Consider the following 23050-nt stretch of genomic DNA (forward strand, 5'->3'; position numbering starts at 1 on the left):
TCGAGGAACAGGGGCTTGTCCCCCTGTTCCGAGTTTATGGTTTTGAAGTAGATGAATTTGTCAAATTTAAGAACCGACCATTTATCGGTCGGTTCGGGGTTAAGTTTTGTAAACTTGATTTATCCTGCATTGGCACTCGTGGGTAATTAAAGGGGGGCTTGTACCCCCTTAATTAGGCATTAAGGGTTTCAATGCAAGATATTTTGGGAGAAGTGAAACACATAACACTTCCCCCAATATGAATAACGAATTTTCTTACATATCAGATTAGCTCCGGTAAAAAGCAATAAAACACCATCATAGCTATATTCTGGTTCTGTTAAAACCCATATCTTTCAAAATCTTATTATATTCTTCACGAGTTGTAAATGAAGGGGCATTCTTATCACCAGTGCTGCCAGTGGATCCGGTTTCACTAATATCTTTAGAGTTTTGAGGATTACGTCCGCCTGGAGTTGAAATGTCATTTGTAGCTTCAATTTTTATTCTTCGCTCAGCCAGCTTTTCCATTAGCTCCATATCAACATCACCGGCGAGTAGCTTATCGATTATTTCTTTATCCTGTGCGTTTTCATTATAGTTAAAGTTGTACTTGGCTTCGTACTCTTTAATCTTTCTTTTATTCTCAGATTTTCTCAATTCAGATAATTCTTTTAAGATATCATCTTTATTATCTATGAATTCCTTATTTTCTTCTATAGGCTTTTTAATCTTATCATATTTTTTAGATTCTTTCTTTAAGCTATTAATTTCATCCTGCAGTTTTCCGATTTCAGCATCTTTTCCTTGCAATTTTTCAAGCAATAAATTTGTTGCTACATTTACATCTTGGTTTTGTGGTTCTGAAGGTGGGGCAACAGGTTCAGGATTTCCAGTTTCTCCGGTTTCTCCAGTACTACCAGTTTCACCAGTTATTTCAGAATTCAACAAGGTTATCTTTCTTGGATTTTTGGTTACGCCAACATCTATTAAACTCATAGTATCAATTCCAAATGAATCTCCATTATCTCTCAATAAAACATCAACTTTAGGAGATAGGCCTATACCTTTCATATCTAACTCATCCGGAAGGTATAGGAATAGTTTTCCCTTATCTTCTTCAAACACAATATTATTTCCAATACCCACATAGATATTATCGTGCTCTGAGGTCAAAGGAATTCCTCCACGGTAGTTTTCAGCTATTAGCTTCAAATCATCACTAGTCCATTTAACAGGTTTGTTGAGACGACTGTCCAAATCCGAATAGTCATATAGCCCAACTTCAAAAAGTTCATGTTTCATCATATCACTTTATTATATTATTTATTATATATTTTATTATTTATTTTATATAAACTTTTATTATATTTCATTTCCGTTCTCACTCGAAATTCTCTCACCGACGGGCTGTTCGTCTTCAAAGTTAGTGAGATAATTTTTATAGATTTCATCACCATTGGCTGAAAGTTTCATGATATATCTTACCACATCATCTCTAGAATAACTGAAATAGATATTTAAAGTTTCATCAATGCCCATAAGTTCCAATTGCATTTTCAACAATTGATTACAGTACTTTAACACCCATTTCTGGTCATTTGCAACATTAACAATGAACCCAGTAATAGCTGAATCGTTAATGTATTCTGCAACATTCTGATTGGATCTTTCATTACCTGCCTGAGACTGGGGAGTTACAAAAGTCCTTAAGATATTGTTTCTGAATATTTCAGTCTGTCTGGTGTAGTCAGATTGATAGTTGTTACCCCCTAAGATTTTAGATTCAATACCTGGAGGTACAATAGCTACATTACTATCAGCAGTAGTGCCGTAATCAGCATATAAGTTTTTCTTTGCTGTTGAAGAGAGTTCCATTATATATGGACGGCCGTTTTCATCAATGGATGGTTTCACTTCAATAATATTATCCTTATTAATTCTCTCAACCTGATTCCTTTCCAGGTTTACATTTATGGTAATATCATCCAGACAATTTAAGATGATGCTTTGAGCTTCCGAGTAGATTTCATTATACATGAAGTTAATAACTTGATCAGGTTCGTATTTTACTGTCAATGTTCCTTCTCCAACACTTACAAAATTATTAAAATCTTCAGGAGACCCATTAACTACGTCCTTAGGCATTTCATGTAAATATAACAGTACTTCATTATCGTCATTGAATTCCTTCTTTAATCCATATCCGTGTGCACTGATTTCTAAAAAGATTGGTTTGATGTATTTGCCAATGCTTTTATCCCAGCGCTCTACAGGTTTAATTATTCCTTCACCATCAACCATTCCACCTTGCAATATTTCTTTAGCAACTTGGCGGATGTCAATTTTTCTGGCCCACAAAATTAAAGTTAGTTTCTGCTCTTGAGATAACTTATTTTCCTTATCAACAAGAACCATATTAACATTAGCTTTATCAATCCTATTTTTTAAAATACCTGAAGTGTAACCGTCAAGTTTAACAGCATAACGAGCATTAGCTATTGTTTTATTAATAACCGGCGGAAGTGCATCTGGTAAGTCCAAGCCAGTGTTGATTCCGTCAGTTCTAGGTTGCCTTTCATCTTCACCCCAATAGCTGCGCTTGGTGTTGTACTGCTCTACACGGTTGTTCAATAATCTGGTTTTAATATAATCAGTAATTCCCATAATAATCATTTTAGTGGGAAGCTATGATGTGATTGTTAATTATGCTGGTGATGGTAATTATAATTCATCTGTTACAACTAAAACATTTAAAGTTTCAAAAATACCAACTAAAATCACTACAAAAGCAGTAACCTACAAAACAACTATATAAACCAAAAAATTGACAGCTACTCTTAAGGATAAGGATGGTAAAGCGATTGCAAGTAAATATGTAACATTTAAAGTTAATGGTAAAACCTACAAGGTTAAAACTAATTCAAAAGGTGTTGCTACTGTCAATGTCAAATTGACTACTGCAAAAACTTATAAATTCACAGTAACCTTTGCAGGAGACAGTAAATATGCGAAATCTTCTGTAACTTCTAACGTTGTTGTTAAAAAAGTATGGAAAACAGTAAGTTATGGTAGTAATGCTACAACTACAGTTAAAAAAATCCAAAAAGCACTTAAAAGTTTCGGATTCTACATAAAAGAAGGATCTCGTACATTAAAAGTTGATGGAATTTATCATAAATACACAGTCAAAGCTGTAAAACAGTTCTAAAAAGCTAAAGGATTGAAAGTAACTGGTAAAGTTGATGAAGCAACTGCTAAAAAACTTAAATTAATTTAGATATGCATGATACATATCTAATATTTTCTTCTTTTTTTTTAAGATTTTTATTTAATTAATTATTGATATTCTTTTGTAATTTTTATTTTAAAAACAACCGATACTTTATATTTTTAAAAAATCTAATTTTATTTCATGAATCTTAAAATAATTGATGATTTAGCTTTATTTTTAGACAATATCATTCCTGAAATGTATTTATCTAAATTAAGTGAATTTTTATTGAGTGGGGCTATTTCAATAGGTGCAAGTAAAGTTTTAGCTATGTTTATAATTTTCATTCTATCAACAGAAATTTTTCTAGTAATTGTGTCAATACTTTTTAATTTGCCAATTTCACTGGTAATTTTCCCATTTTTTATAGTTCCTGTACTTTTCACTTATGTTATTGTAATGCAGGAGAGGAGGGCGCAGGAAATTGAGTGTACAGCACCAGATTTCTTAAGACAGCTGTCAAGCATGCTGCAGGTAGGGTTGAGCTTTGAAAATGCAATGGAAGATATGTCTCATTACTCAAAGGGACCACTTTATGATGAAATCAGAAGATCGATTGTTGAAATTCGTATGGGTCGAAATTTCGATGAGTCATGGAATGCTATGGGTAAAAGACTGAAATCTAAAGAGCTTGAGAGGATTTTTGGAATTATTTTAGATGGTAGAAAAAGTGGATCAAGCATATCAACAGTACTTTTTGATGTTTCAAATGACTTGCGAGATTTGATGGCACTTAAGCGTGAGAGAAAATCTACTGTTATGATGTCTGTGATGTTCTTGCTTATTTCTGCTATTGTCGCAACGCCTTTTGCCATGGGGATGGTTAGTGTATATTCCAATTTCATGCAGACTTATGGAATGGAATCTGAAATTATTTTATCTGCTCCAATGGTTGGGGAACTCTATTTGATTATTCATTCAATTCTTGTTGGTTTTATCATTAGTATTATCATGTATGGAAAAATTAAAAGTGGAATTAAATTTTCAATGCCTCTTGTTGCGGCTTCTTTTGGAATATTTTATATAATTTCCACATTTGGATCAACATTGCTTATGGGGGGTTTATAGTGGATGAATGTGCTCAGACATCAGCAGAATTCATTCTGTTGTTTGGAGGAATATTTGTTGTTGTATTGCTTGTAATTTACATGTATAATAATTACATGAATGATTTGGGAGGTGAAATCAACTCAAAGGAAGTGAATGAATTCAACAGTCAGTTAAAGACACTTAAAAATTACTTTAAATAATCCGGGACATATTTATTTAACATGCTAAACAATATATTATACTATGAAAAGGATTTTTGAATTCATAGAAAAATACTATTGCATAATGCTATTATTTTTTGTTGGTATTGCTCTTGTTTATCCACCCACATTTAATTGGGTTCTGGCAAACATTGGGGATATCAATATTTTGAATTTATTATTGAGTATTGTATTGTTTACTATGGGTACAACACTTAAAGTTGACAACTTTGTAAATGTATTTAAAAATCCTCGAGAAATTGTTCTTGGAATCGCTGCACAATACATTATAATGCCATTTTTAGCATTCGCTCTTGCAAGTATATTCTCACTTGACATGGCTTTGACTGTAGGTATTATTTTGGTCGGTACTGTTCCTGGTGGAACTGCATCAGATGTAATCACATTTCTTGCAAGGGGGGATGTTGCACTATCTGTATCTTTAACAGCAATTTCCACTTTGATTTCACCGATTGTAACTCCATTGATAACATTGGTGTTAATCGGAAATCAAATTACGTTCAATCCTGTGGATATGTTTATATCTATTGTTCAAATTGTAATAATTCCAATTGTTTTGGGTTTAGCACTTAATTACAAATTCCCAGAATTTTGTGCAAAGTTAAAGGGATACTTGCCTGCAATTTCTGGAATTGTGGTTTGTTTAATTGTTGCAGGAATTATGGGTGCAAACAAACAGGCAATCTTGACTTCATCCCTTTTGATAATGGCAGTTATCATAATTCAATATTTCATGGCAATGGGATTGGGCTGTTTGATGGGTTATATTGCTGGTATGAAACGGGAACACATTATTACAATAGCTATTGAACTAGCATTTCAGAACTCCGGATTATCAACAAGTCTCGCAAAGACACATTTTCCAAGTTTAACTGCTGCTACAGTTCCCGGTGCATTATATTCTGTTTGGCAGAATTTTGCAGGTTCAATAATTGCATATTTCCTGACTAGATATTCAGATTAATTATTTATTCTTTGAATGTCAATTTAATGACATGATTGATCATACAAGAACTTTCTATGAAAATATTAAGGATGCATTTTATTTTGCAGTATCAGATAAAGTATCTATTGTTATCATTGGTATTATTTTAACAATTGCAGGTACTTTGGAGGAGTACCATACAAATGATCCATTATTGTCTATTATAAGTATTATTGTTCTTCTATGCTTTTTGCTTTTTGAAGCAGGTTATTCTTCAAAAATTATTGTTGAAACTCTTGAAGGGTCAACTAAGACACCTGCTATTGAAAATATTCCTGAAATGTTAACTCATGGTTTGAAGGAATTTATAGTAACTCTTGGATATTCTATTGTGAGTTATATATTGGGTATGGTAGTGGAAGGAATTTATGTTATTTATCATGATTCCATAATTTTGCTTCCGTCTCTCTTGATATTTGCATTAATCCTGTTTGTTATGAATTCTTCTTTAATATATATGGGTCATAAATCTGGTAAAATTAAGGATGGATTCAATATCAAAGGAATATTTGGTCTTTATGGAAAATTAGGATTTCTTGGCACTTTATTTTTATTTATTACATGTATTATTTCACAGTTAATTTTGTTTTCGTCTGTGTTTAATGTGTTTTCATGGGATATTTGGATTATAATTAAATTTATAATGAACTTTCTCTTGGCTCCAATCAGTCTTATATTTTCATTAAGATTGTTTGCACTTCAAGGAAGATTAAATTAATAATTTTAATTTATTTAACATTATATGGTGCTGTGAATTAAAAATTTATCTTTTTTAAATACATATAATATGATTTAAATAGTTTTAATATTCTTATTGTAATAATTTTAATTGATAGTAACTCATAATTTGTCCTTATTTTTTAATTTTAAGTATTAGAAATGTAAAAAAATGAGATATTTCAAGTAGTTACACTTGAAATACATTACTTAAAATGGAAGATTATTCTTGGTATGAACCATACGCCTAAAATTGAAATTAAACAGCACACTAATATTATTGGTGGATAAAAGATGTATCCGAGTATCATTCCAATTAAAACTGTGGTTATAGTTGCATACATTGGATAATGTTTACTTAATGCAATATGCAATGCAATATTTCCCGGATCTGCTGCTTTAAGGAAGTTTCCTATAATTATTGAAAGAACTGCAGTAATGATAAAGCATAAACCATACAGGAATTGGGGCAGGAACAGGTAGAAATGTTCTCCAACGAATAATGTAAGATATGGGAGGAGTGAAAATACGAATAATGTGATTCCCATTGTCCATATGACTTTGTTGTCGACTTTGTTTACAAGGCGGAATATGTTGTTGTTGAAATTCCAAAAGTTAAAGCACACAATAAAACTAACTGCATAAATTAGAAAATCATATCTCAGTTCATAAAGTGCTTCCCAACTGCCAACGTTTGCAAGAGGTAGTTCCAAAACAATGATTGTAATAATGATTGCTAAAATTGCATCAATCAATGCTTCAAATCTTTCAGTTTCCATTATTACCTCTCCTAATTATTCTATCGAAGAAAACCCATAATAAAACTGCAATCAAACAACAAATGTAAATCCCTGGAGTATAAACTGTGTATGTCAAGATAAAACCAATAATCAATACGCATAATGGAATGCTTTGGATATTGGAATTAAAATCCAACTCGATTAACTGTTTGTTGTATGGGTTGCTCTTGTAAATTGCTTGCATAGCCAATCTATTGAATATATGGGTTAATATGAATATCAAACCAAACATTGTTTCTGCAGGAACTGAATGGATGTCATAAGCAAGCCAAAGTGTAAAATAAGGCAATAATGAAATGATAAATGTCATAACTCCGTAACGCCAAACTACAGAGTTGTCGATGGTATCTATTACTTGAAAGAGATTATGGTTAGCATACCAAAGATTATATAATGTTAAAAAACTTATTAAATACGCAATAAAAACGGTATTTAACTGTAAAATGGCACCAATGGTTGGTGTTGTTGGCTGTGGAATTTTTAAAACAAGAACAGTTATGATAATTGCTATAATCGCATCAAAAAATGTTTCAAATCTTGTAGTTTCCATGGGTGAATATTTAATAGTTCTAATATAAAAATGATAGGATAAATGACAAATTTAATGTATTGTTATAAATTATTTTTTCACTAATTATTTAAATATAAATTATTAGTTCATATAATATTAATCAAGGTGATAAAATGGATATGTTAATTAATGGAAAACACATTTCAAGTGATGATGTAGAAGATGTGATTAATCCATATGATGGAAAAGTAATTGATACAATCCCAATTGCTCACAGGCAGGATGCTGAACTTGCAATTGAATCAGCAAACAATGCTAAAGACAGTCTACGTGAGATGTCTGCATTTAAAATTTCAAATAAATTATTTAATGTTGTTGAAAAATTAAAGGAAAAACGTCTGGAATTTGCAGAATCTTTAACATTGGAAGTTGGAAAACCAATCAATGAATCATTGCTTGAAGTTGATAGATCAATTGAAACATTAAAGCTTTCAGCAGAAGAGGCAAAAAGAATTTATGGTGAAAGTGTCCCTCTTGATGCGGGAATGGGTGGAAAAGGATTTTTTGCTTTTACACAAAAAGAACCTTTGGGTGTTGTAGCAGCTATCACTCCATTTAATTATCCATTAAATCTAACAATTCATAAAATTGCACCAGCAATAGCATGTAAAAATACAGTAATCGTAAAACCACCAACAGAAGCTCCATTGACAGTCATGAAATTCTGTGATTTGTTGGATGAAGAATTTCCGGATGGTGTTGTAAATGTTATTCCAGGATATGGTTCAGAAGTTGGCGATCACTTAGTTATTTCACCGGATGTTAATAAGATTTCATTCACAGGAAGCGTAACAACTGGTCTTATGATTTCACAGAAGGCAGGAATGAAGAAAGTTACTTTGGAACTTGGTGGAAATGATCCTACAGTTATCTTGAAAGATGCTGATTTGGATAAAGCAGTAAAAGGAATAATCAATGGTGCATTCCTAAATGCAGGTCAAGTCTGCATGGGGGTTAAAAGGGTAATTGTTGAAGATGAAATTGCAGATGAATTTGCAGAAAAGTTAGTCGAAGCGACTCAAAAGTTGGTTATGGGAAATCCAATGGATTCTAAAACAACTCTTGGAACATTAATATCTGAAAAAGCTGCAATACAGGTTGAAGAAACAGTCAATAATGCAGTTAGGGAAGGTGCAAAAATTCTGACTGGTGGAAATCGTGATGGTGCATTTTATGAAGCAACTGTAATAGATAATGTCGCACCGGATATGGATCTTGTTGAAAATGAAACATTCGGTCCTGTAGCACCAATCATCCGTGTTAAAAATATTGATGAAGCTATTGAAGTTGCAAATGATACTGAATATGGTCTTCAGGCAGGTGTATTCACTGCGGATTATGCTTCTGCTATGAGGTGTGCTCAGGAAATTGAAGCCGGAACGGTATTCATCAATAAACAATCTACATTCAGAACTGATAATATGCCTTTTGGTGGATTCAAAAATAGTGGTATCGGTAAAGAAGGAATAAAATACGCAGTCGATGAAATGACTAAAACAAAATTAATAGGTTTGAATTTAAGATAAAAAAAGAAAATAAGTAAAAATACTTATTTTAAATAGTTTTCAACAAGGTTACGTGTTTCGTTAAGCGCTTCGAGTGGAATCTTTGGCATTTGGCCAAGTTCTCCTTCAACATCTTTAACAATAACTCCATCTATACCAAGGAACATTCCTTCACTTACGATATCACTGAATGATTGTGGTGGGAGTAAGGAGACACCAACTTTGTTGTCATCTTTAACGGTTAAATCGTTTGTGAGAACGGTAATTGCACGTTTTCCAAGATTTACGTTACAAATTAATAATTTGTCGTTTCTTGGGTGTTTTGTAACACTCATCACTTCTCCAACTCTGATGTCAACACCGATGATTGGATCGTTGATTGGTCCAAGAGCTAATCTGTCTTTTAAACCGATAATTGTGTCCAAGAAGAATCTTACTTTTGCAATATTTTCCTGTGTTTTTTCCCTGTCTTCTTTAGGAGCATTGCTTAGGAACTTTTTGTTCCAGTCAGGTCCTCCCAAGTATTCAATGATTTGCTCTGCTTTTTCTTTTAATGATGCAACATCAGGAGAATTTACCAATTCATCTCCTTCAAGGTAAGAGTACATTAATGATTGGAAATCACTGTTCATTTGTTTTCCAAGGTCAATAGCTTGTTTTTTATTCCAGCTTCCTCTAAAAGCAGCTGTTGGAATGAGATTGAGATAATTTTCTCTTGCTTTGCTTGCCACTAAAATTCTATAATCTTTTGTTGTGTCCCACATTTGAAATCTCCTTTTAATCTAAATTATACTTTAAATTTATAATTAAATAAATGTTTTTACAATTAAAAGTCTTTTAAATTAAATTAAAAATAAAAAACTATTTATATTAACAATAAAATAAATTTATACATATTTATTTAAGATTATTGTGGTGTAAACATGGTAGAAGTTTCAAAATTACGCAGTTTAGATATTTATACCAACACTGGACATTATGTTGGTCGTGTAGAAGATGTTGTTCTCAATATTAGATTAGGAACTATTTCAAAATTACAAGTTAGAGCTATTGAACAAGAAAGAAAACCTGCTGGTGTTATTAACTCATTTTTAGGAAGTATTCGTGGGGAAGTTCCAGAAGAAAATGATATGAAATCTTTCCAAAACGATTTATTAACCGTAGACTTCGATAAAGTACAAGCTATCGGAGATATTATGTTAATCAATCCTAGAGATATTAAAAAAATAAACTCAGAACCACAAGTTCCTGATGCTGTAGTTCCAAAACAACCTGAAACTCAACCACAAGAAACTCAAGTCCAATTTGATGCTGAAAGATTATAGATATCTTTCATTTATTTATTTTTTTTATTAATTTTTTTAAGAGTGTTATTTATGAAAGTCGGTATTATAGGCTGTGGAGCAATTGCTAATATTATTACTGGCAGTATCGCTCCTGAAAACAACGGTATTGAAATTGCATATTTTTTCGATAAGGATGTTGAAAGAGCAGAAAATTTAGCAAGTTTGGCTGGCGGTATTGCAGCACTTGATTTTGATGACATGCTAAACAATGTAGATTTGGTATTGGAATGTGCTTCTCCTGCTTCAGTTAAGGAATATGCTCCAATTGTTCTTAAAAGAGGAATTGACATGATCACCATGAGTATTGGTGCATTCATGGATTTGGATTTCTATGGTGAAGTCTTAAAAATAGCTAAAGAGAATAATGCTAAAATACACTTGCCGTCAGGTGCTGTTGTAGGTCTTGACGGAATTAAAGCAGTGGCTAAATTCGGTCTTAAAGAAATTAATCTTGTAACCCGTAAATCTCCAAGGTCCCTTGGAAAAGATATTGATACTGAAGAAGTGCTATTTGAAGGAAAAGCTTCAGAAGCAGTTAAACAGTTCCCATTAAACATTAATGTGGCTGCAACAATAAGTATGGCATGTGGAAGAGATATTGATGTTAAAATCATTGTTGATCCTAAAGTTGACAGAAATGTTCATGAAATTACAGCTAAAGGAGACTTTGGTGAATTCAAAACCACTACAATGAATTTCCCTTGCGAAGCTAATCCTAAAACAAGTATGTTGGCAGCACTCTCAGCAATTAGATTACTTAAAAGTTTCAATGAAACCATTAGTGTGGGTATGTAATGAAGGAATATGAAGTTTATTCTTCACTAAAAGTTCCAAAAAACTCTAAAATTATTGTTCGTTTGGACGGTAGAAGTTTTCATCAGTTAGCTCGCGATTTAAATTTAACCAAGCCTTATGATGAGAATTTCTATAAAGTTCTCTCTCATGTTTGTGAAGATTTGTTTAAAGAATTTTCACCTATTTTTGTTTATGCTTTTTCAGATGAAATAAGCATATTATTGGATAATGTTCCATTCAATGGCAGAATTGAAAAAATTGATTCTGTAATGGCTAGTTTTGCAGCCAGTTCATTTGTTATTAATTACAATGTAAAATTTAAAAAACCTCCTGCTTTTGATGCACGTGTCATTCCAATTTCAGATGATGACATTCTTGAATATTTCAAATGGAGACAGGATGAATCCTGGAGAAATTGTGTAAATTCTCATGGCATATTCTATCTCAAATCAAAGTATTCAAATATTGAATCAAATGATAAAATAAATGGTAAGAAGTTAAGTGATATACATGAATTATTATTCGAGAATGGTATTAATTTGAACGATGTTGATGCTTACAAAAAAAGAGGAATTGGAATATATAGGAAGAATAAAAAAGTGGTTGGTTTCAATAAAAAAGAAAATAGGGAACAGGTATCATACAGAAGCTATGTGTGTACCGATTGGAATCTTCCAAAATTCAACAAGGACTTCTTTAAAAGATTAGGTGTTTTAAAATGAGTTTCATTTCAAAATTATTCGGAAACAATGATGATGAATTTAGTGAAGTTAGAGTTGACAGGGAAGTTCTTAACTCTGTAATCTATTACTCAAAACAGGCATATCCAAATGAATTTCTAGCATTTTTTGATGGTGAAATTAAAAATAATGTGTTATACATTACCAGTTTGTTATTTGTTCCTGGTGAGACATGTGAAACCGGTGCTGTTGTTCACAATGAAATGGTTCCAATGAACACCAAATATTATGGATCAGTCCATTCACACCCAGGACCAAGTGCAAGTCCATCTGATGCTGATTTAATGACTTTTTCTAAAAATGGATACTTCCACATGATCGTATGCTTACCTTATTCATATGAAACATTTAAGGCATATGACAGGCATGGGGAGCCTATGGATTATAGTGTCGGAGATTATAGTTATCTTGTTGATGATAATCCTGATGATTTTTTTGATGAAGATGATGTATTGACTGACAGTGATGAATTTGAGCCGGGATTTTTTGATGAGGATGATGATGAATTTTTCAAAAATCTTGATGAAGAAAAAGTTGATCATTATGAAGAATTCGAAAGAAGAAACGGTTTGAACAATCAAGCACAGAATTCTGTAATAAAAATAGAACTTAATAATGATGGCAGTGTAAAAAGGATTTTTAGGGAATTCAAGGATTGAATTTAATATAAAATAATGTCTAAACCTAAAAATACTGCAATTCCTACACTATAGATTATAATTTTGTTGTCGGTTGTCTTTTTTAAAACTAATTCTTCTAATGCCGTTGAAACAATTAATGCTATTGAAATTCCTACCCATCCAAATCCTAACACATTATCACCTTATCTGTCATAATATTTATTGAATAATTTATATATGGTTGGTGCATTGTTTAATCTATTTGAAGTATTATGATTAAATAATAAATTTTTTATATTCTTTTTTTCACATATATAATTTATAAATGAAATAGTTTCCCTGCTTATGGAAGATTTTGATCCTTCACTTATAACTGTAAATTTGATTTTTGTATTTGTAGTTATATTTTGGTTATTAGTGATTCGCTATGTTAAATGAATGTCTTTTGACACTCCAAATACCAGGTTCTTAAATATTTATGAGTATTTACCAAAAGATGAGATTCACTCCCTTTATCAAGTTGGATATCTAATTTTAGCAGCCCTATTTTTAATCAATGTTATATTTTTGTATGATACAATTTTCAGCACTGATCCTATTCCGTCTTATTTAGATATGATAATTTCTTTAGGGTTATGTATATCATATATGAAAAGGATTCAAAAAAGAATATTTTACTTGCTTTTTGTTTATTCCCTTTCAATTCAATAATTTTCTTATTACTTGGTGAGTATTATACAGCTTGGACTACTTTATTCTTGCATATCATTGCTTATTTATATTGTGTTTACTTCTTTAAGAGGTTTTTCGAATATACTAAAAATAACAATCTCGGTTTAACAATTTTGCTGTTGTTTGCGCTTCTGTTTATAAGTCTATTTATTACAATCTATTCAGAGGGCGTATCTGTCATTGATGCTGTTGTTATGATTTCCAATGCATTTACAAGTAATGGTTATACAATTCTAGGTGTAACTCGTATTGGTAAAGTAGACAGTTTGATTCTTGTATGGGGAGGATATATATTATCTGGTGTAGGTACTGCTACTTTGACTGCAGCCATTTTATCTAGATACTTTTCCAGAAATAATAAACAATTTGAAAATAAGATTGAACTTCTTGAAAAGCAAAATAATGGTCTTGAAGAAAAAATCGATAAGCTTGAAGATCAAAATGAGAGTCTTGAAAACAAATTGGATAAAATTTTAAAATATTATGAGAATTAAACTCATTATTCTTCTTTTTTTTAGTTAAAAATAGGATGGGTTAATAAAAAAAGTAAAAAAATAAAAAACAATCATGGTGAAAATTGTTCTTTATAATTCAATTCCAGTAGCTTCATATACATTATCTAAAGCTTGGATTTCTTTGATTACGTCTTTTGGAACTTCTTTGTCTAAAGTTAGAACCATGATAGCTCTTCCGCCTTTTTCATCTCTTCCAACTTGCATAATTCCAATGTTCACGTTGTGTTCACCTAATTTGGTACCGATTTTACCAATACTTCCAGGAACATCTTCATATTTAGCAATGAACATGTGTCCTTTAGGAATTACGTCAACCCAGTAATCGTTTACTTTTAAGATTCTGGATTCGTGTAATTGAGTTCCTTCAGCAGTGAAAGTTTCATCTTCACTTTTAGCAATAACTTTGATTAAGGATTCGTATCCTCTGGAGTTATTTTTCCTGCCTTCAGTAATGCTGATTCCTCTGTCTTTTGCAACTAATGCAGCGTTAACTGCGTTTACTGGGGAACTTAAGAATGGGTTTACAGCACCTTGGATAACAGTTCTTGATAAGATTTCAAGATTGTCAATTTCAGAGATTTCTCCACTGTAGATAATTTCAAGTTCTTGGAGTTTGCTGTTAAGTCCTTGTGCAACGAAACTACCTAATTTTTCACATAATTCCATGTATGGTGCTAACTCTTTGTAGGTTTCCTTGTTGATACGTGGTAAGTTTAACACGTTTTTAGGGGTGTTTCCTTTTGCAAGGTCAATAATTTCATCAGCTACAATAATAGCTGCATCTCTTTGAGCTTCTTTGGTTGAAGCTGCAATGTGAGGAGTTAAAACGATGTTGTCTAACTCGAATAATTTTGAATCTTCTGCTGGTGGTTCTTCTTCGTATACATCGAGAGCTGCTCCACCAATTTTATCATTAACTAATGCATCGTATAATGCTTCTTCATCAATAATTCCACCACGAGCACAGTTTACGATGAAAGCAGTATCTTTCATTATTTCAAATTGCTCGGTAGAAATTGAGTGTTTGGTTTCAGGGGTAAGAGGTACGTGGATTGTAATAAAGTCTGCATTTTTAAGAACTGTGTCTAAATCAGTTAAATCTACGCCCATTTGTTTTGCAACTTCTTCAGGTAAGTATGGGTCGTAAGCCATTGCATCCATTCCAAATGCTTTACATCTGTTTACAACTTGGGATCCGATTCTTCCCATTCCAATTACACCAAGGGTTTTGTTTCTGAGTTCTACACCCATGAATTTTTTCTTTTCCCATTTGCCTTCTTTGACAGATTTGTCTGCAATGGAAATTTTACGAGCCATACTTAAAATTAATCCCATAGTGTGTTCAGCTACAGTAACTGAGGTGGATTCTGGTGAGTTTACAACCATAATACCTTTTTCAGTTGCAGCATTTAGGTCGATGTTGTCTACTCCAACACCTGCTCTTGCAATAATTTGTAAGTTGTCTGCTTTTTCAATAATGTCAGCAGTTAATTTTGTACGACTTCTTACAACGATTCCGTTGTATTCATGGATGGTATTAGCTAACTCTTCAGGAGTGATGCTGGTGTCAACAACAACATCAGCTACTTCTTTTAAGTTTTCAATACCCTTTTCGTTAATAGCATCAGCGATAAGTACTTTCATTTTTTCACCATAATTTAAATGAATATTTAATAATAAATATTAGTTATAATTATATTGTTTATCTTATTTAAAAGGTTTCAATTTTAATAAAATTTGGCAGATATTGCAGTAGCATTGAAAATAAATATTTTTTCTGTCATAAAAAATTATATAATATTTAAGATTAACTATCAATTAGGTGATAAAATGGTAAGTTTTGATGAATTTCCAATAACTAGTGCAGACCATGTTGCAGGATATAAAATTGTTGAAGTTAAAGGATTTGTTTATGGTTTAACCGTACGTGCAAGAGGTATCGGTGGAGACATAGGTGCAGGTCTTAAAAGCATTTTAGGTGGAGAAATCAAACAATATGTTAAAATGATGGAAGATTCAAGGGATGAATCAATTAACAGATGCATTGATCATGCAAAAGAACTAGGTGCAAATGCTATTGTTACAGTCAGAATGGACTCAGATAGTATTTCTCAAAACATGCAAGAAGTATTGACTTATGGAACTGCTGTTGTAATCGAAAAAGAATAGTGTTATCAATGTTTTTTGAAGAATTAAATTATAAGGAAAAAACTATTCCTGAGACAATTCTCGGATACTCAGCATTTGTTGCTGAACCGTTCTTGGGGCATCGCTCCATGTTGTATGAAAGAGATTTGTACGACAATCCTCAAGCTATTGCTGATGTTATTGTGGAATCATATAATCAGGGAGTTCGAGCTATTAATATATTCAACGACCCTCAATTGCTTAAAGCATATGATCTTGCATGTGAGCAAGGTTGCAAAATGAAGATAATAGCTACCATAGGTAAAACTGATATTGATTATCTAAATCCTAATTATGAAATTGCAAAAGAAGCTGATTGGGAGGAGGATATTGAGTTATTCAGCACCTATGACTGTCCGGTCATGTTGGTTGATGAATTTATTGTTGATGCTTATGACTGGAAATTGACCTCAAAGATTTTATCCAGAATCAATGATGCAGGATCTCTTTCAGGATTAGTTACTTCATTTCCTCTCAGAACAACAACATTGATTCCTGAAAACTTGGATATGGACTTGTTTGACTTTTATATGGTTCCATTCAATGCAATTTCATACATGATGGACATAACAGCATTCAATTCAGCTCAAAGAGAGGAATTCAAACAAAAATTAACTAGCTTAAATAAAAAAGTAATTGCTTCCAGGATTTTTGCATGCGGTGTTTTAAAACCTAAAGAAGCATTTGAATTCTATAAAAGTATAGATTATATTGATTTAATTGCAGTTGGTGTGGCTAAAGTTGAGGAAGCTCGTGAAGACTTTGAACTTCTAAAAGAATATTAGAAGTTAACAACTTCATATTCTTCAAATGGAACAAGGTTTTCTTCTTCAAGAGATTTGTTCAAGTCAGCTAAACCGTTAATTAAATCTTTTATATTTTTATTGGATGGTTTTTTACCTGTAATTTGTAAGTATTGTCTTGGTGAAATTTCACAAAGGTCGCAATCAAAATTACAGCATCTTGTTTTTTCTTCACAACCGTATCCTTCTTGTTCTTCATCGGTTCCAATTACGATGTCATCTAATATTTTTGAAACTCTGTCGTCTGATGCAAACATAGCTATTTTTTGGGTTTTTCCGCAGATTCCAATAGCCTTTTGTCCTTTAAAGTTACAAACCCATTTGATTGGATGATTTTCCATATTACTGATGTTTAAATTTTCCATGTAATCACTTTAACTTTCTTTTCTTTCTCTAATCATTTTAAGCAAATCTTTTGGATTTTCAAACTCTTTCAATTCCCAAGATTTGATAACTGGGACAGTACCAATAGATTCTTTAATTTTATCGTTATTTATTATAAAAACTGGTTCTGATGTTGTAACCATGGACAAATCTTTTAGAGGAATTGCCATTCTTTTCAATGTTTTTTCGCTTCTGTTTTTTTCAACATTTGCCATTAAAGGAGAATGTTTGTCTGAAGTTTTTATTTTTGCAACAGCATCGAATGGACTTTTATTGGTTGACAAAACACCATAACCTAACTTGGATAAGTCATTAACGTCATCACTAAATTCAATATTTTCTTGTTGAGGCTGTTTCAACAAATCGATGTCGAGAGTAACCTTTGTATTCAATATCTCTTCTAAAATCATTGCGGTTTCAGTATTCGCACGAACGATTCCATTTTCATATTTGTACATTGTTGCACGGGATACATGTGCAAGACTTGCCAAATCCTTAAGGGACATGGAATATTCTTCACGGTATTGTTTTATTACATTACCGTCAATTTTAACAAAATAACCTCCACGGTCAGCCAATATTTCAGGATATTCATTGTATAGAATCATATTCTTGAAAGTATCGAATCCAATTGTTGGAATGTCGTATCTCTCATAGATTACGCCTTCTTCAAGAATTCTGTTTCTTGATTTTTCTCCAATGATTATTGGGGAAGCAAGAAAGATGTTTGCTAACTGCTTCATTTCATGAGCATTCTGTTCGTTTATACTGTCAATATTTAAAAATGTTTTTAGAAGTAAAATTAACAAGTTTTTTCTTGCTACAAGATCAAATGAACCCTGTTCATAGATGTCTGAGGTTTTAAAACCTTGAGATTTTAATAATTTTTCAGTTTGTTGTAACAAGTTGCCTCGAGTTAACATAGTGATTCCTCTATTTAAACTATATATTGTTTTAACTCTAATATATTTGTATATTTAAGGGTGATTATAATTAACATTTTACATATTGGAATAGATGACACAGACTCTCCTGATGGGATGTGTACTACATACTTGGCAAGTCAGATTATCAATAAATTTGAAGATAATGGAATTAAACTGGTTGATTATCCGAGATTAATAAGGTTAAATCCTTTCGCTCGTTTCAAAACTCGTGGAAATGGTGGGGTCGGTTTGAAAATTCCAAATGATGACAATGTTGAACTGGCTAAAAAGATTGTTTTGGAAGAAGTCGAAAAGTTGTCCATGTTTGACTGTGATAATACCAATCCTGGTGTAATCTTCTACGATGGGGAAATAACAAAAGAAATGGAAGATTATGCATTCAGAGCAATTTATGAATTCATTACAATTGATGAGGCTGAAGAGTTTGGAAAGTCTGTCGGATGTGAAATCCATAAGTTCAAAAAAGGAAGGGGTATTATTGGATCCATTGCATCAATCAGTCTACCGTTATCTGATTTCACTTTTGAGCTATTGGCTTACAGGGCTGCTGAGAATTATGGAACTAAAAGACAGATTGACTATGAATCTGTTTATAGGATGGATAAGGAAACATTTCCGGACACTTTTGAAAATATTGATTATTCTGAAGATTACATTGCAATTGAACCTAAAACTCCCTGCCCTGTATTATATGGTATCAGGTCAAATACTGTGGAATCCCTTAAAAAAGCAAAAGATATTGTTCAAGTTTCAGAACCGATTGTGGATTGGTGTATTTTCAAAACAAACCAACATACTGACATGCATATTCAAAATGCATCAGATATTTCATCCATGAAACAATTTGGTTGTTATTGTGTCACTGGAAAAGTTAAAAATAAACCTACTGTCATTGATGGTGGTCACATGTTCTTTTACATCTTTGATGAGTCTGGTGAGATTGAATGCGGTGCATACGAACCAACAAAGAACTTTAGAAAAGTAGTTTCACATTTGTGTCCTGGAGATATTATAAAAATTTATGGTGGAATTGGAGAACATAATACATTCAATATTGAGAAGTTTCAAGTCATTAAATTAAATGATATTGAATATAAAAATCCAATTTGTGAATGTGGTAAAAGAATGACTTCTGCTGGTAAAAACAAGGGATTTAAATGCAAAAAATGCGGAAATAAAATTTCATCAAATAAAAAAGTTCCTATTAAGGTAACTCGTTTTTTAAAAAATGCTCAGTTTTACGAAACACCTGTTTCTGCAAGAAGACATCTATCAAAACCACTTTGTAGAATGTCTTTGCATTAAAAATTGTTTATTTAATTAGTTATGTTGAATATAAATAATTTTAATCTATTTTAATGTGTTCACTTTTTGTGAAATTATTACTTGATTTTAACTATTTTTATTCCATTTATTGGAACTTTTAAGAACTCTTTCCTATCAATTTATATATGATAATTTTTAGAATATAATTTAATCAAATATCCTATTTTTCTTATAAGGAGTTGGCCAAAATAATGAAAAAAGATAGAGACAAGACAGACATTCAACACATTTATCGTGACAAAACTGATAAACGTATTTTGAAAAAGAATCCATGGAAGGACTATGGATTGCATGTTAGTGTACTTGTTTTAGTTATAATTGCTAACTTTATTGGGCCGATTAAGATTCCATTGGCTAAAGGAGTCGAAGTTTCAGTAATGCCTTTGTTATATACAATGGTGTTAGGTTTAATTTTTTATTTGGCAAAACCAATTACTTGGATTCAAAGAAAGCAATCTAGAGTTGCTGAAGGTGCAATGATGCTATTTATTGGTGTATTGATTGCAAAATTGGCTGTTTCCAGTGGTCAATCTATCCATTTGATTTTTGAAATGGGGCCTGCTTTGATATTACAAGAATTAGGGCATTTAGCTACAATTTTCATCGCTCTTCCTATTGCGTTATTATTAGGATTTAAGCGTGAAACAATAGGTATGACTTCATCTATCGGTCGTGAACCTGAAGTTGCAGTTGTTGTTGATAAATATGGTTTCAATTCACCAGAATCAAGGGGAATTTTTGCATTGTTCATTGTAGGGACAATTATCGGAACAGTATTTATTAGTTTCCTAACCAGTATCTGTGTTTCAATACTTCCGTTACATCCATATGCATTTGCTATGGCTAGTGGAGTTGGTAGTGCAAGTATGAATGCAGCATCATTGGCTCCAACTATTGCAGCATTTCCTCAATTGGCAACTCAAATTGAGGCATTTGCAGGATTCAGTAATTTGCTTTCATTCTCAGTTGGTATTTATATTGTAATATTTATTGCTATTCCTTTAACAGAAAAATTATATTCAATTTTAGAACCTAGGATTGGAAGAGAAGCTATTGTAAAAGAGGAGGATGAATAGATGGTTGATATTATTGATGGATCTGAAAATGTTTCAGTTCATGGTATCTTGAATTGGATTTTACTTTTAACCATATTTTCAATCATTGTTGTTGTTGGAAATTATATAGGTTACAATCATCCTATTGTTGATTCTTTAATTGGTATGGCTATTCTAAGCATAATCACCCTTGTTGGTGTTTGGATGGAGAGATATTTGCCTTTAAACATTTCTTCAATTATTTATATCAGTATAATTGGTATTGTTCTAGCATTTCCTGGTATGCCAACTTCAGAGGCTTTACTCTACTATGTATCTCAAGTTGAATTAATTTCCATTGTTACAGTGTTCTTGGCATATGTGGGTATTGGAATGGGTAAAAGCTGGGATGAATTCAAGGCATTAGGTCCAAAAGCAGTTATTATTACCATACTTGTTATTGCCTCCACATATTTGGGTTCTGCAATTGTGGCACACATCATTTTAGTTTTAACTGGTGTTCAAATATAAAACTCTAATCTGGAGTTTATTTTTTTTAATTTTTATTTTTTTTAATGTGATTTTATGAAAAAGACATTCATTACAAGCATTCCTGACGAGCCGGGTTCATTTTTAAAACCAACCAAAATTATATCAAACTTAGGTCTAAACATTACTCGTGTAAGCTATAATAATTCCATTGATACAAATATTCTGTTTATTGATGTTGATGGGGAAGAATCTAAGATTAATGAAGCATATGAACTTTTGAAAAATGATGATATTCTGTTTAAACAGGATAACTCAAATGTCATGTTAATGGAATTCAAATTATTGGATGAACCTAATTCTTTAGTTCCTATTCTGGAATTGATAAGTGAATTTAACTTTAATATTTCTTATATTAGTTCACAGGAAAACAACACTGAATATCAGGATTTTAAGATGGCATTATTTATAGATAATCCTGATAAAGTTGATGAATTCCTAAAAGAAGCAACTCGTCTCTGCACTGTCAGAATCATAAATTATGATAAGACTGAAAAGAATTTGGATAATACTGTATTTTATATTTCATTTGCAGATGAATTGGCTTCAAAATTGGACCTTGATAAGGATAGTGTATATGATTTAATTGAAAATTCTAATTTATTGATGCAATTGCTTGATGAAAAGGATGAAAATCCTCATAAGACCTTCAATTACATTGCTCGTTTTGGAGGTTTGATAAGTGAGTATCGTGGTTTCAATTTCAAACCAAGAATTGGTTCTAAGGACTATGGGGATTATATGATCTATTCAATAGAGCCTCCATGTGGGTCAAATGTTTACATTATTAAAAAGAATGAAACATTAATATTCATAGATTCAGGTTTTAGAACATACCTTAATGAGATGAAAAGTCTTATTGATGTACTGATTCCAGGTTTTGAGGAGTATAAAATGTATTCAATCATTACTCATCCCGACATTGACCATTGTGGTATGATGGAACTTTTTGAAAAGGTATATGTTTCCAAGGATGCATATGATAACTTTAAATTTGAAAATGAAGGAAAACTCAATTTCAGGGAACAATATCAAAATCATGAACCTTACGTTAAAATGAGCAAGATACTGTCAAGTTATATTCCACCTAAAATGGAACAGCTGGAAGTGATTGATAATGGAAAAACAGGACTTCTGGACTTGATTGGTGAGGTTGAAATTGAAGGATTAACATTCAAACTCTACAATGGTAATGGTGGGCATTCCACAGGTGAGGTTGTAATCACTTTGGATGATATAATATTTTCAGGAGATATTTTGGTAAATCCTAAAGGATATACAGATGAGCAAAGGGAGTTCAATGGCCTTGCACCATACTTGATGACTAGCGTTAATATGAATTCAAAGCTTGCAAAAGAGGAACGGATTGAATTGACCAAATATATAGAAAACAAGGATGTTCTTGTTGGTCATGGATTGCCAAAATGGTGAGCTTTATGTTATGGAGCCCATTCAGTTGGTGTATTAAAGAAATAGGGAAAAGTAAAGGATTATATGCTTTAATATTTACTGGTGCGCCTAAAACAAACAAAACTGGGAGTTGCCTTAATTTTTCATGGTTTTATTCAACCCCATTCGATAGGGAAAAAGCAGTATCTACTACTTCAGTATTTGGAAGTCGATTAGAAGATAGTATGCTTCCAGCAATTATAGATGAATCTCATAATCTAATATCCAGTAATGATATGCAAGACCCTATGAAGAAATGTGCTTATGCTAATACTACACGTTCAACAAAAGATAGAACTAATAATAAACTTACTGATGAGTTTAAAGCTTTATCTTTACCTATATTTACTTTAAACGAATATCATGAGATTAAAAACTACATATCAAGAAGATATCATATCAATTATTATCCTTCAAGTATGAGAGTAAGTGATGAAAAAGCTGAAGAATTTGATATTGAATATTCTCCAGTGTATGAAAACTCTCCATTAAAATGTTTAAGGCATTTAGGAAGAGCATTT

27 protein-coding genes are annotated in these 23050 nt (G+C 31.9%); 18 read left to right on the forward strand and 9 right to left on the reverse strand.

Annotated elements, in window-relative coordinates; genetic code table 11:
• Positions 1–303: 303 nt before the first annotated feature.
• Both MR875_03850 and MR875_03855 read right to left on the reverse strand, forming a co-directional pair.
• Positions 304–1284: a hypothetical protein gene (locus MR875_03850; GenBank protein ID MCI6993976.1), complete on the reverse strand. Its 981-nt coding sequence runs from the start codon at positions 1282–1284 to the stop codon at positions 304–306.
• A 60-nt stretch (positions 1285–1344) separates the two neighbouring features.
• Positions 1345–2646, reverse strand: a complete 1302-nt coding sequence (locus MR875_03855) for a hypothetical protein (protein MCI6993977.1) — start codon at positions 2644–2646, stop codon at positions 1345–1347.
• Positions 2647–2806: 160 nt separating this feature from the next.
• On the opposite strand from MR875_03855, the gene MR875_03860 reads away from it, so the two are divergent.
• From MR875_03860 to MR875_03880, 5 genes are all read left to right on the forward strand, one after another.
• Positions 2807–3190 (forward strand): Ig-like domain repeat protein, encoded by a 384-nt coding sequence (locus MR875_03860; GenBank protein MCI6993978.1) that lies wholly within the window; start codon positions 2807–2809, stop codon positions 3188–3190.
• A 204-nt stretch (positions 3191–3394) separates the two neighbouring features.
• Positions 3395–4321, forward strand: a complete 927-nt coding sequence (locus MR875_03865; protein MCI6993979.1) for a type II secretion system F family protein — start codon at positions 3395–3397, stop codon at positions 4319–4321.
• A complete protein-coding gene (locus tag MR875_03870) occupies positions 4321–4503 on the forward strand; it encodes a class III signal peptide-containing protein (GenBank protein ID MCI6993980.1) in 183 nt (60 codons plus the stop codon). The genes MR875_03865 and MR875_03870 overlap by 1 nt, the downstream gene beginning before the upstream one ends.
• A 43-nt stretch (positions 4504–4546) precedes the next feature.
• Positions 4547–5488: a bile acid:sodium symporter family protein gene (locus MR875_03875; GenBank protein MCI6993981.1), complete on the forward strand. Its 942-nt coding sequence runs from the start codon at positions 4547–4549 to the stop codon at positions 5486–5488.
• A 31-nt stretch (positions 5489–5519) separates the two neighbouring features.
• Positions 5520–6227 (forward strand): DUF4013 domain-containing protein, encoded by a 708-nt coding sequence (locus MR875_03880; protein ID MCI6993982.1) that lies wholly within the window; start codon positions 5520–5522, stop codon positions 6225–6227.
• 205 nt (positions 6228–6432) lie between these two features.
• Here MR875_03880 and MR875_03885 read toward each other — a convergent pair whose 3' ends face one another.
• Entirely contained in the window at positions 6433–7005 is a 573-nt protein-coding gene (locus MR875_03885) for a TMEM175 family protein (protein ID MCI6993983.1), read from the reverse strand.
• Positions 6995–7576 carry a TMEM175 family protein gene (locus MR875_03890; GenBank protein MCI6993984.1) on the reverse strand — a complete coding sequence of 194 codons (582 nt, stop codon included), beginning with the start codon at positions 7574–7576 and terminating at the stop codon, positions 6995–6997. Before MR875_03890 ends, MR875_03885 begins: the two co-directional genes overlap by 11 nt.
• 134 nt (positions 7577–7710) lie before the next feature.
• Here MR875_03890 and MR875_03895 point away from each other — a divergent pair, with 134 nt between their 5' ends.
• The gene (locus MR875_03895) at positions 7711–9123 is read left to right on the forward strand and encodes a lactaldehyde dehydrogenase (GenBank protein ID MCI6993985.1); all 1413 of its coding nucleotides are present in this window, start codon (positions 7711–7713) and stop codon (positions 9121–9123) included.
• 23 nt (positions 9124–9146) lie between these two features.
• On the opposite strand, the gene MR875_03900 is transcribed toward MR875_03895, so the two are convergent.
• The gene (locus MR875_03900) at positions 9147–9866 is read right to left on the reverse strand and encodes a tRNA-binding protein (protein MCI6993986.1); all 720 of its coding nucleotides are present in this window, start codon (positions 9864–9866) and stop codon (positions 9147–9149) included.
• Positions 9867–10025: 159 nt separating this feature from the next.
• Between MR875_03900 and MR875_03905 the strand changes: the two genes are divergently transcribed.
• Genes MR875_03905 through MR875_03920 form a run of 4 tightly spaced genes read left to right on the forward strand, consistent with a single transcriptional unit; the run spans position 10026 to position 12642 of the window.
• Positions 10026–10427: a PRC-barrel domain-containing protein gene (locus MR875_03905; protein MCI6993987.1), complete on the forward strand. Its 402-nt coding sequence runs from the start codon at positions 10026–10028 to the stop codon at positions 10425–10427.
• 51 nt (positions 10428–10478) lie between these two features.
• Positions 10479–11243, forward strand: a complete 765-nt coding sequence (locus MR875_03910; protein ID MCI6993988.1) for an aspartate dehydrogenase — start codon at positions 10479–10481, stop codon at positions 11241–11243.
• The gene (locus MR875_03915) at positions 11243–11965 is read left to right on the forward strand and encodes a guanylyltransferase (GenBank protein ID MCI6993989.1); all 723 of its coding nucleotides are present in this window, start codon (positions 11243–11245) and stop codon (positions 11963–11965) included. Before MR875_03910 ends, MR875_03915 begins: the two co-directional genes overlap by 1 nt.
• Positions 11962–12642, forward strand: coding sequence for a Mov34/MPN/PAD-1 family protein (locus MR875_03920; protein MCI6993990.1), 681 nt, complete (start codon positions 11962–11964; stop codon positions 12640–12642). The genes MR875_03915 and MR875_03920 overlap by 4 nt, the downstream gene beginning before the upstream one ends.
• A gap of 2 nt (positions 12643–12644) precedes the next feature.
• Here the strand turns inward: MR875_03920 and MR875_03925 are convergent, their stop codons facing one another.
• Positions 12645–12797: a hypothetical protein gene (locus tag MR875_03925; protein MCI6993991.1), complete on the reverse strand. Its 153-nt coding sequence runs from the start codon at positions 12795–12797 to the stop codon at positions 12645–12647.
• Positions 12798–13238: 441 nt separating this feature from the next.
• On the opposite strand from MR875_03925, the gene MR875_03930 reads away from it, so the two are divergent.
• On the forward strand, positions 13239–13829 hold the full coding sequence (locus tag MR875_03930) for a hypothetical protein (protein MCI6993992.1): 591 nt from the start codon (positions 13239–13241) through the stop codon (positions 13827–13829).
• A 90-nt stretch (positions 13830–13919) separates the two neighbouring features.
• Here MR875_03930 and serA read toward each other — a convergent pair whose 3' ends face one another.
• Positions 13920–15494 carry a phosphoglycerate dehydrogenase gene (gene serA / locus MR875_03935; protein MCI6993993.1) on the reverse strand — a complete coding sequence of 525 codons (1575 nt, stop codon included), beginning with the start codon at positions 15492–15494 and terminating at the stop codon, positions 13920–13922.
• Positions 15495–15680: 186 nt separating this feature from the next.
• Between serA and MR875_03940 the strand changes: the two genes are divergently transcribed.
• Together MR875_03940 and MR875_03945 are read left to right on the forward strand one after the other, a co-directional pair.
• Complete coding sequence (locus tag MR875_03940) at positions 15681–16019, forward strand: heavy metal-binding domain-containing protein (protein ID MCI6993994.1); 339 nt, start codon at positions 15681–15683, stop codon at positions 16017–16019.
• Positions 16020–16027: 8 nt separating this feature from the next.
• Positions 16028–16822 (forward strand): hypothetical protein, encoded by a 795-nt coding sequence (locus MR875_03945; GenBank protein MCI6993995.1) that lies wholly within the window; start codon positions 16028–16030, stop codon positions 16820–16822.
• Here MR875_03945 and MR875_03950 read toward each other — a convergent pair.
• Together MR875_03950 and MR875_03955 are read right to left on the reverse strand one after the other, a co-directional pair.
• The gene (locus tag MR875_03950) at positions 16819–17205 is read right to left on the reverse strand and encodes a hypothetical protein (GenBank protein ID MCI6993996.1); all 387 of its coding nucleotides are present in this window, start codon (positions 17203–17205) and stop codon (positions 16819–16821) included. The genes MR875_03945 and MR875_03950 overlap by 4 nt on opposite strands.
• A 9-nt stretch (positions 17206–17214) precedes the next feature.
• Positions 17215–18147, reverse strand: coding sequence for a transcriptional regulator (locus tag MR875_03955; GenBank protein ID MCI6993997.1), 933 nt, complete (start codon positions 18145–18147; stop codon positions 17215–17217).
• A 60-nt stretch (positions 18148–18207) separates the two neighbouring features.
• Here MR875_03955 and MR875_03960 point away from each other — a divergent pair, with 60 nt between their 5' ends.
• From MR875_03960 to MR875_03980, 5 genes are all read left to right on the forward strand, one after another.
• Complete coding sequence (locus tag MR875_03960) at positions 18208–19476, forward strand: tRNA(Ile)(2)-agmatinylcytidine synthase (protein ID MCI6993998.1); 1269 nt, start codon at positions 18208–18210, stop codon at positions 19474–19476.
• 212 nt (positions 19477–19688) lie between these two features.
• The gene (locus MR875_03965) at positions 19689–20573 is read left to right on the forward strand and encodes a DUF3100 domain-containing protein (GenBank protein MCI6993999.1); all 885 of its coding nucleotides are present in this window, start codon (positions 19689–19691) and stop codon (positions 20571–20573) included.
• Positions 20574–21062: a hypothetical protein gene (locus MR875_03970; protein MCI6994000.1), complete on the forward strand. Its 489-nt coding sequence runs from the start codon at positions 20574–20576 to the stop codon at positions 21060–21062.
• Between the two features lie 54 nt (positions 21063–21116).
• Positions 21117–22511 (forward strand): hypothetical protein, encoded by a 1395-nt coding sequence (locus MR875_03975; GenBank protein ID MCI6994001.1) that lies wholly within the window; start codon positions 21117–21119, stop codon positions 22509–22511.
• A 5-nt stretch (positions 22512–22516) separates the two neighbouring features.
• A partial coding sequence (locus MR875_03980) for a hypothetical protein (protein MCI6994002.1) occupies positions 22517–23050 on the forward strand: 534 nt, incomplete at its 3' end.

Origin of the sequence: Methanobrevibacter sp., from assembly GCA_022775905.1 — an archaeon.
Taxonomy (GTDB): domain Archaea; phylum Methanobacteriota; class Methanobacteria; order Methanobacteriales; family Methanobacteriaceae; genus Methanocatella.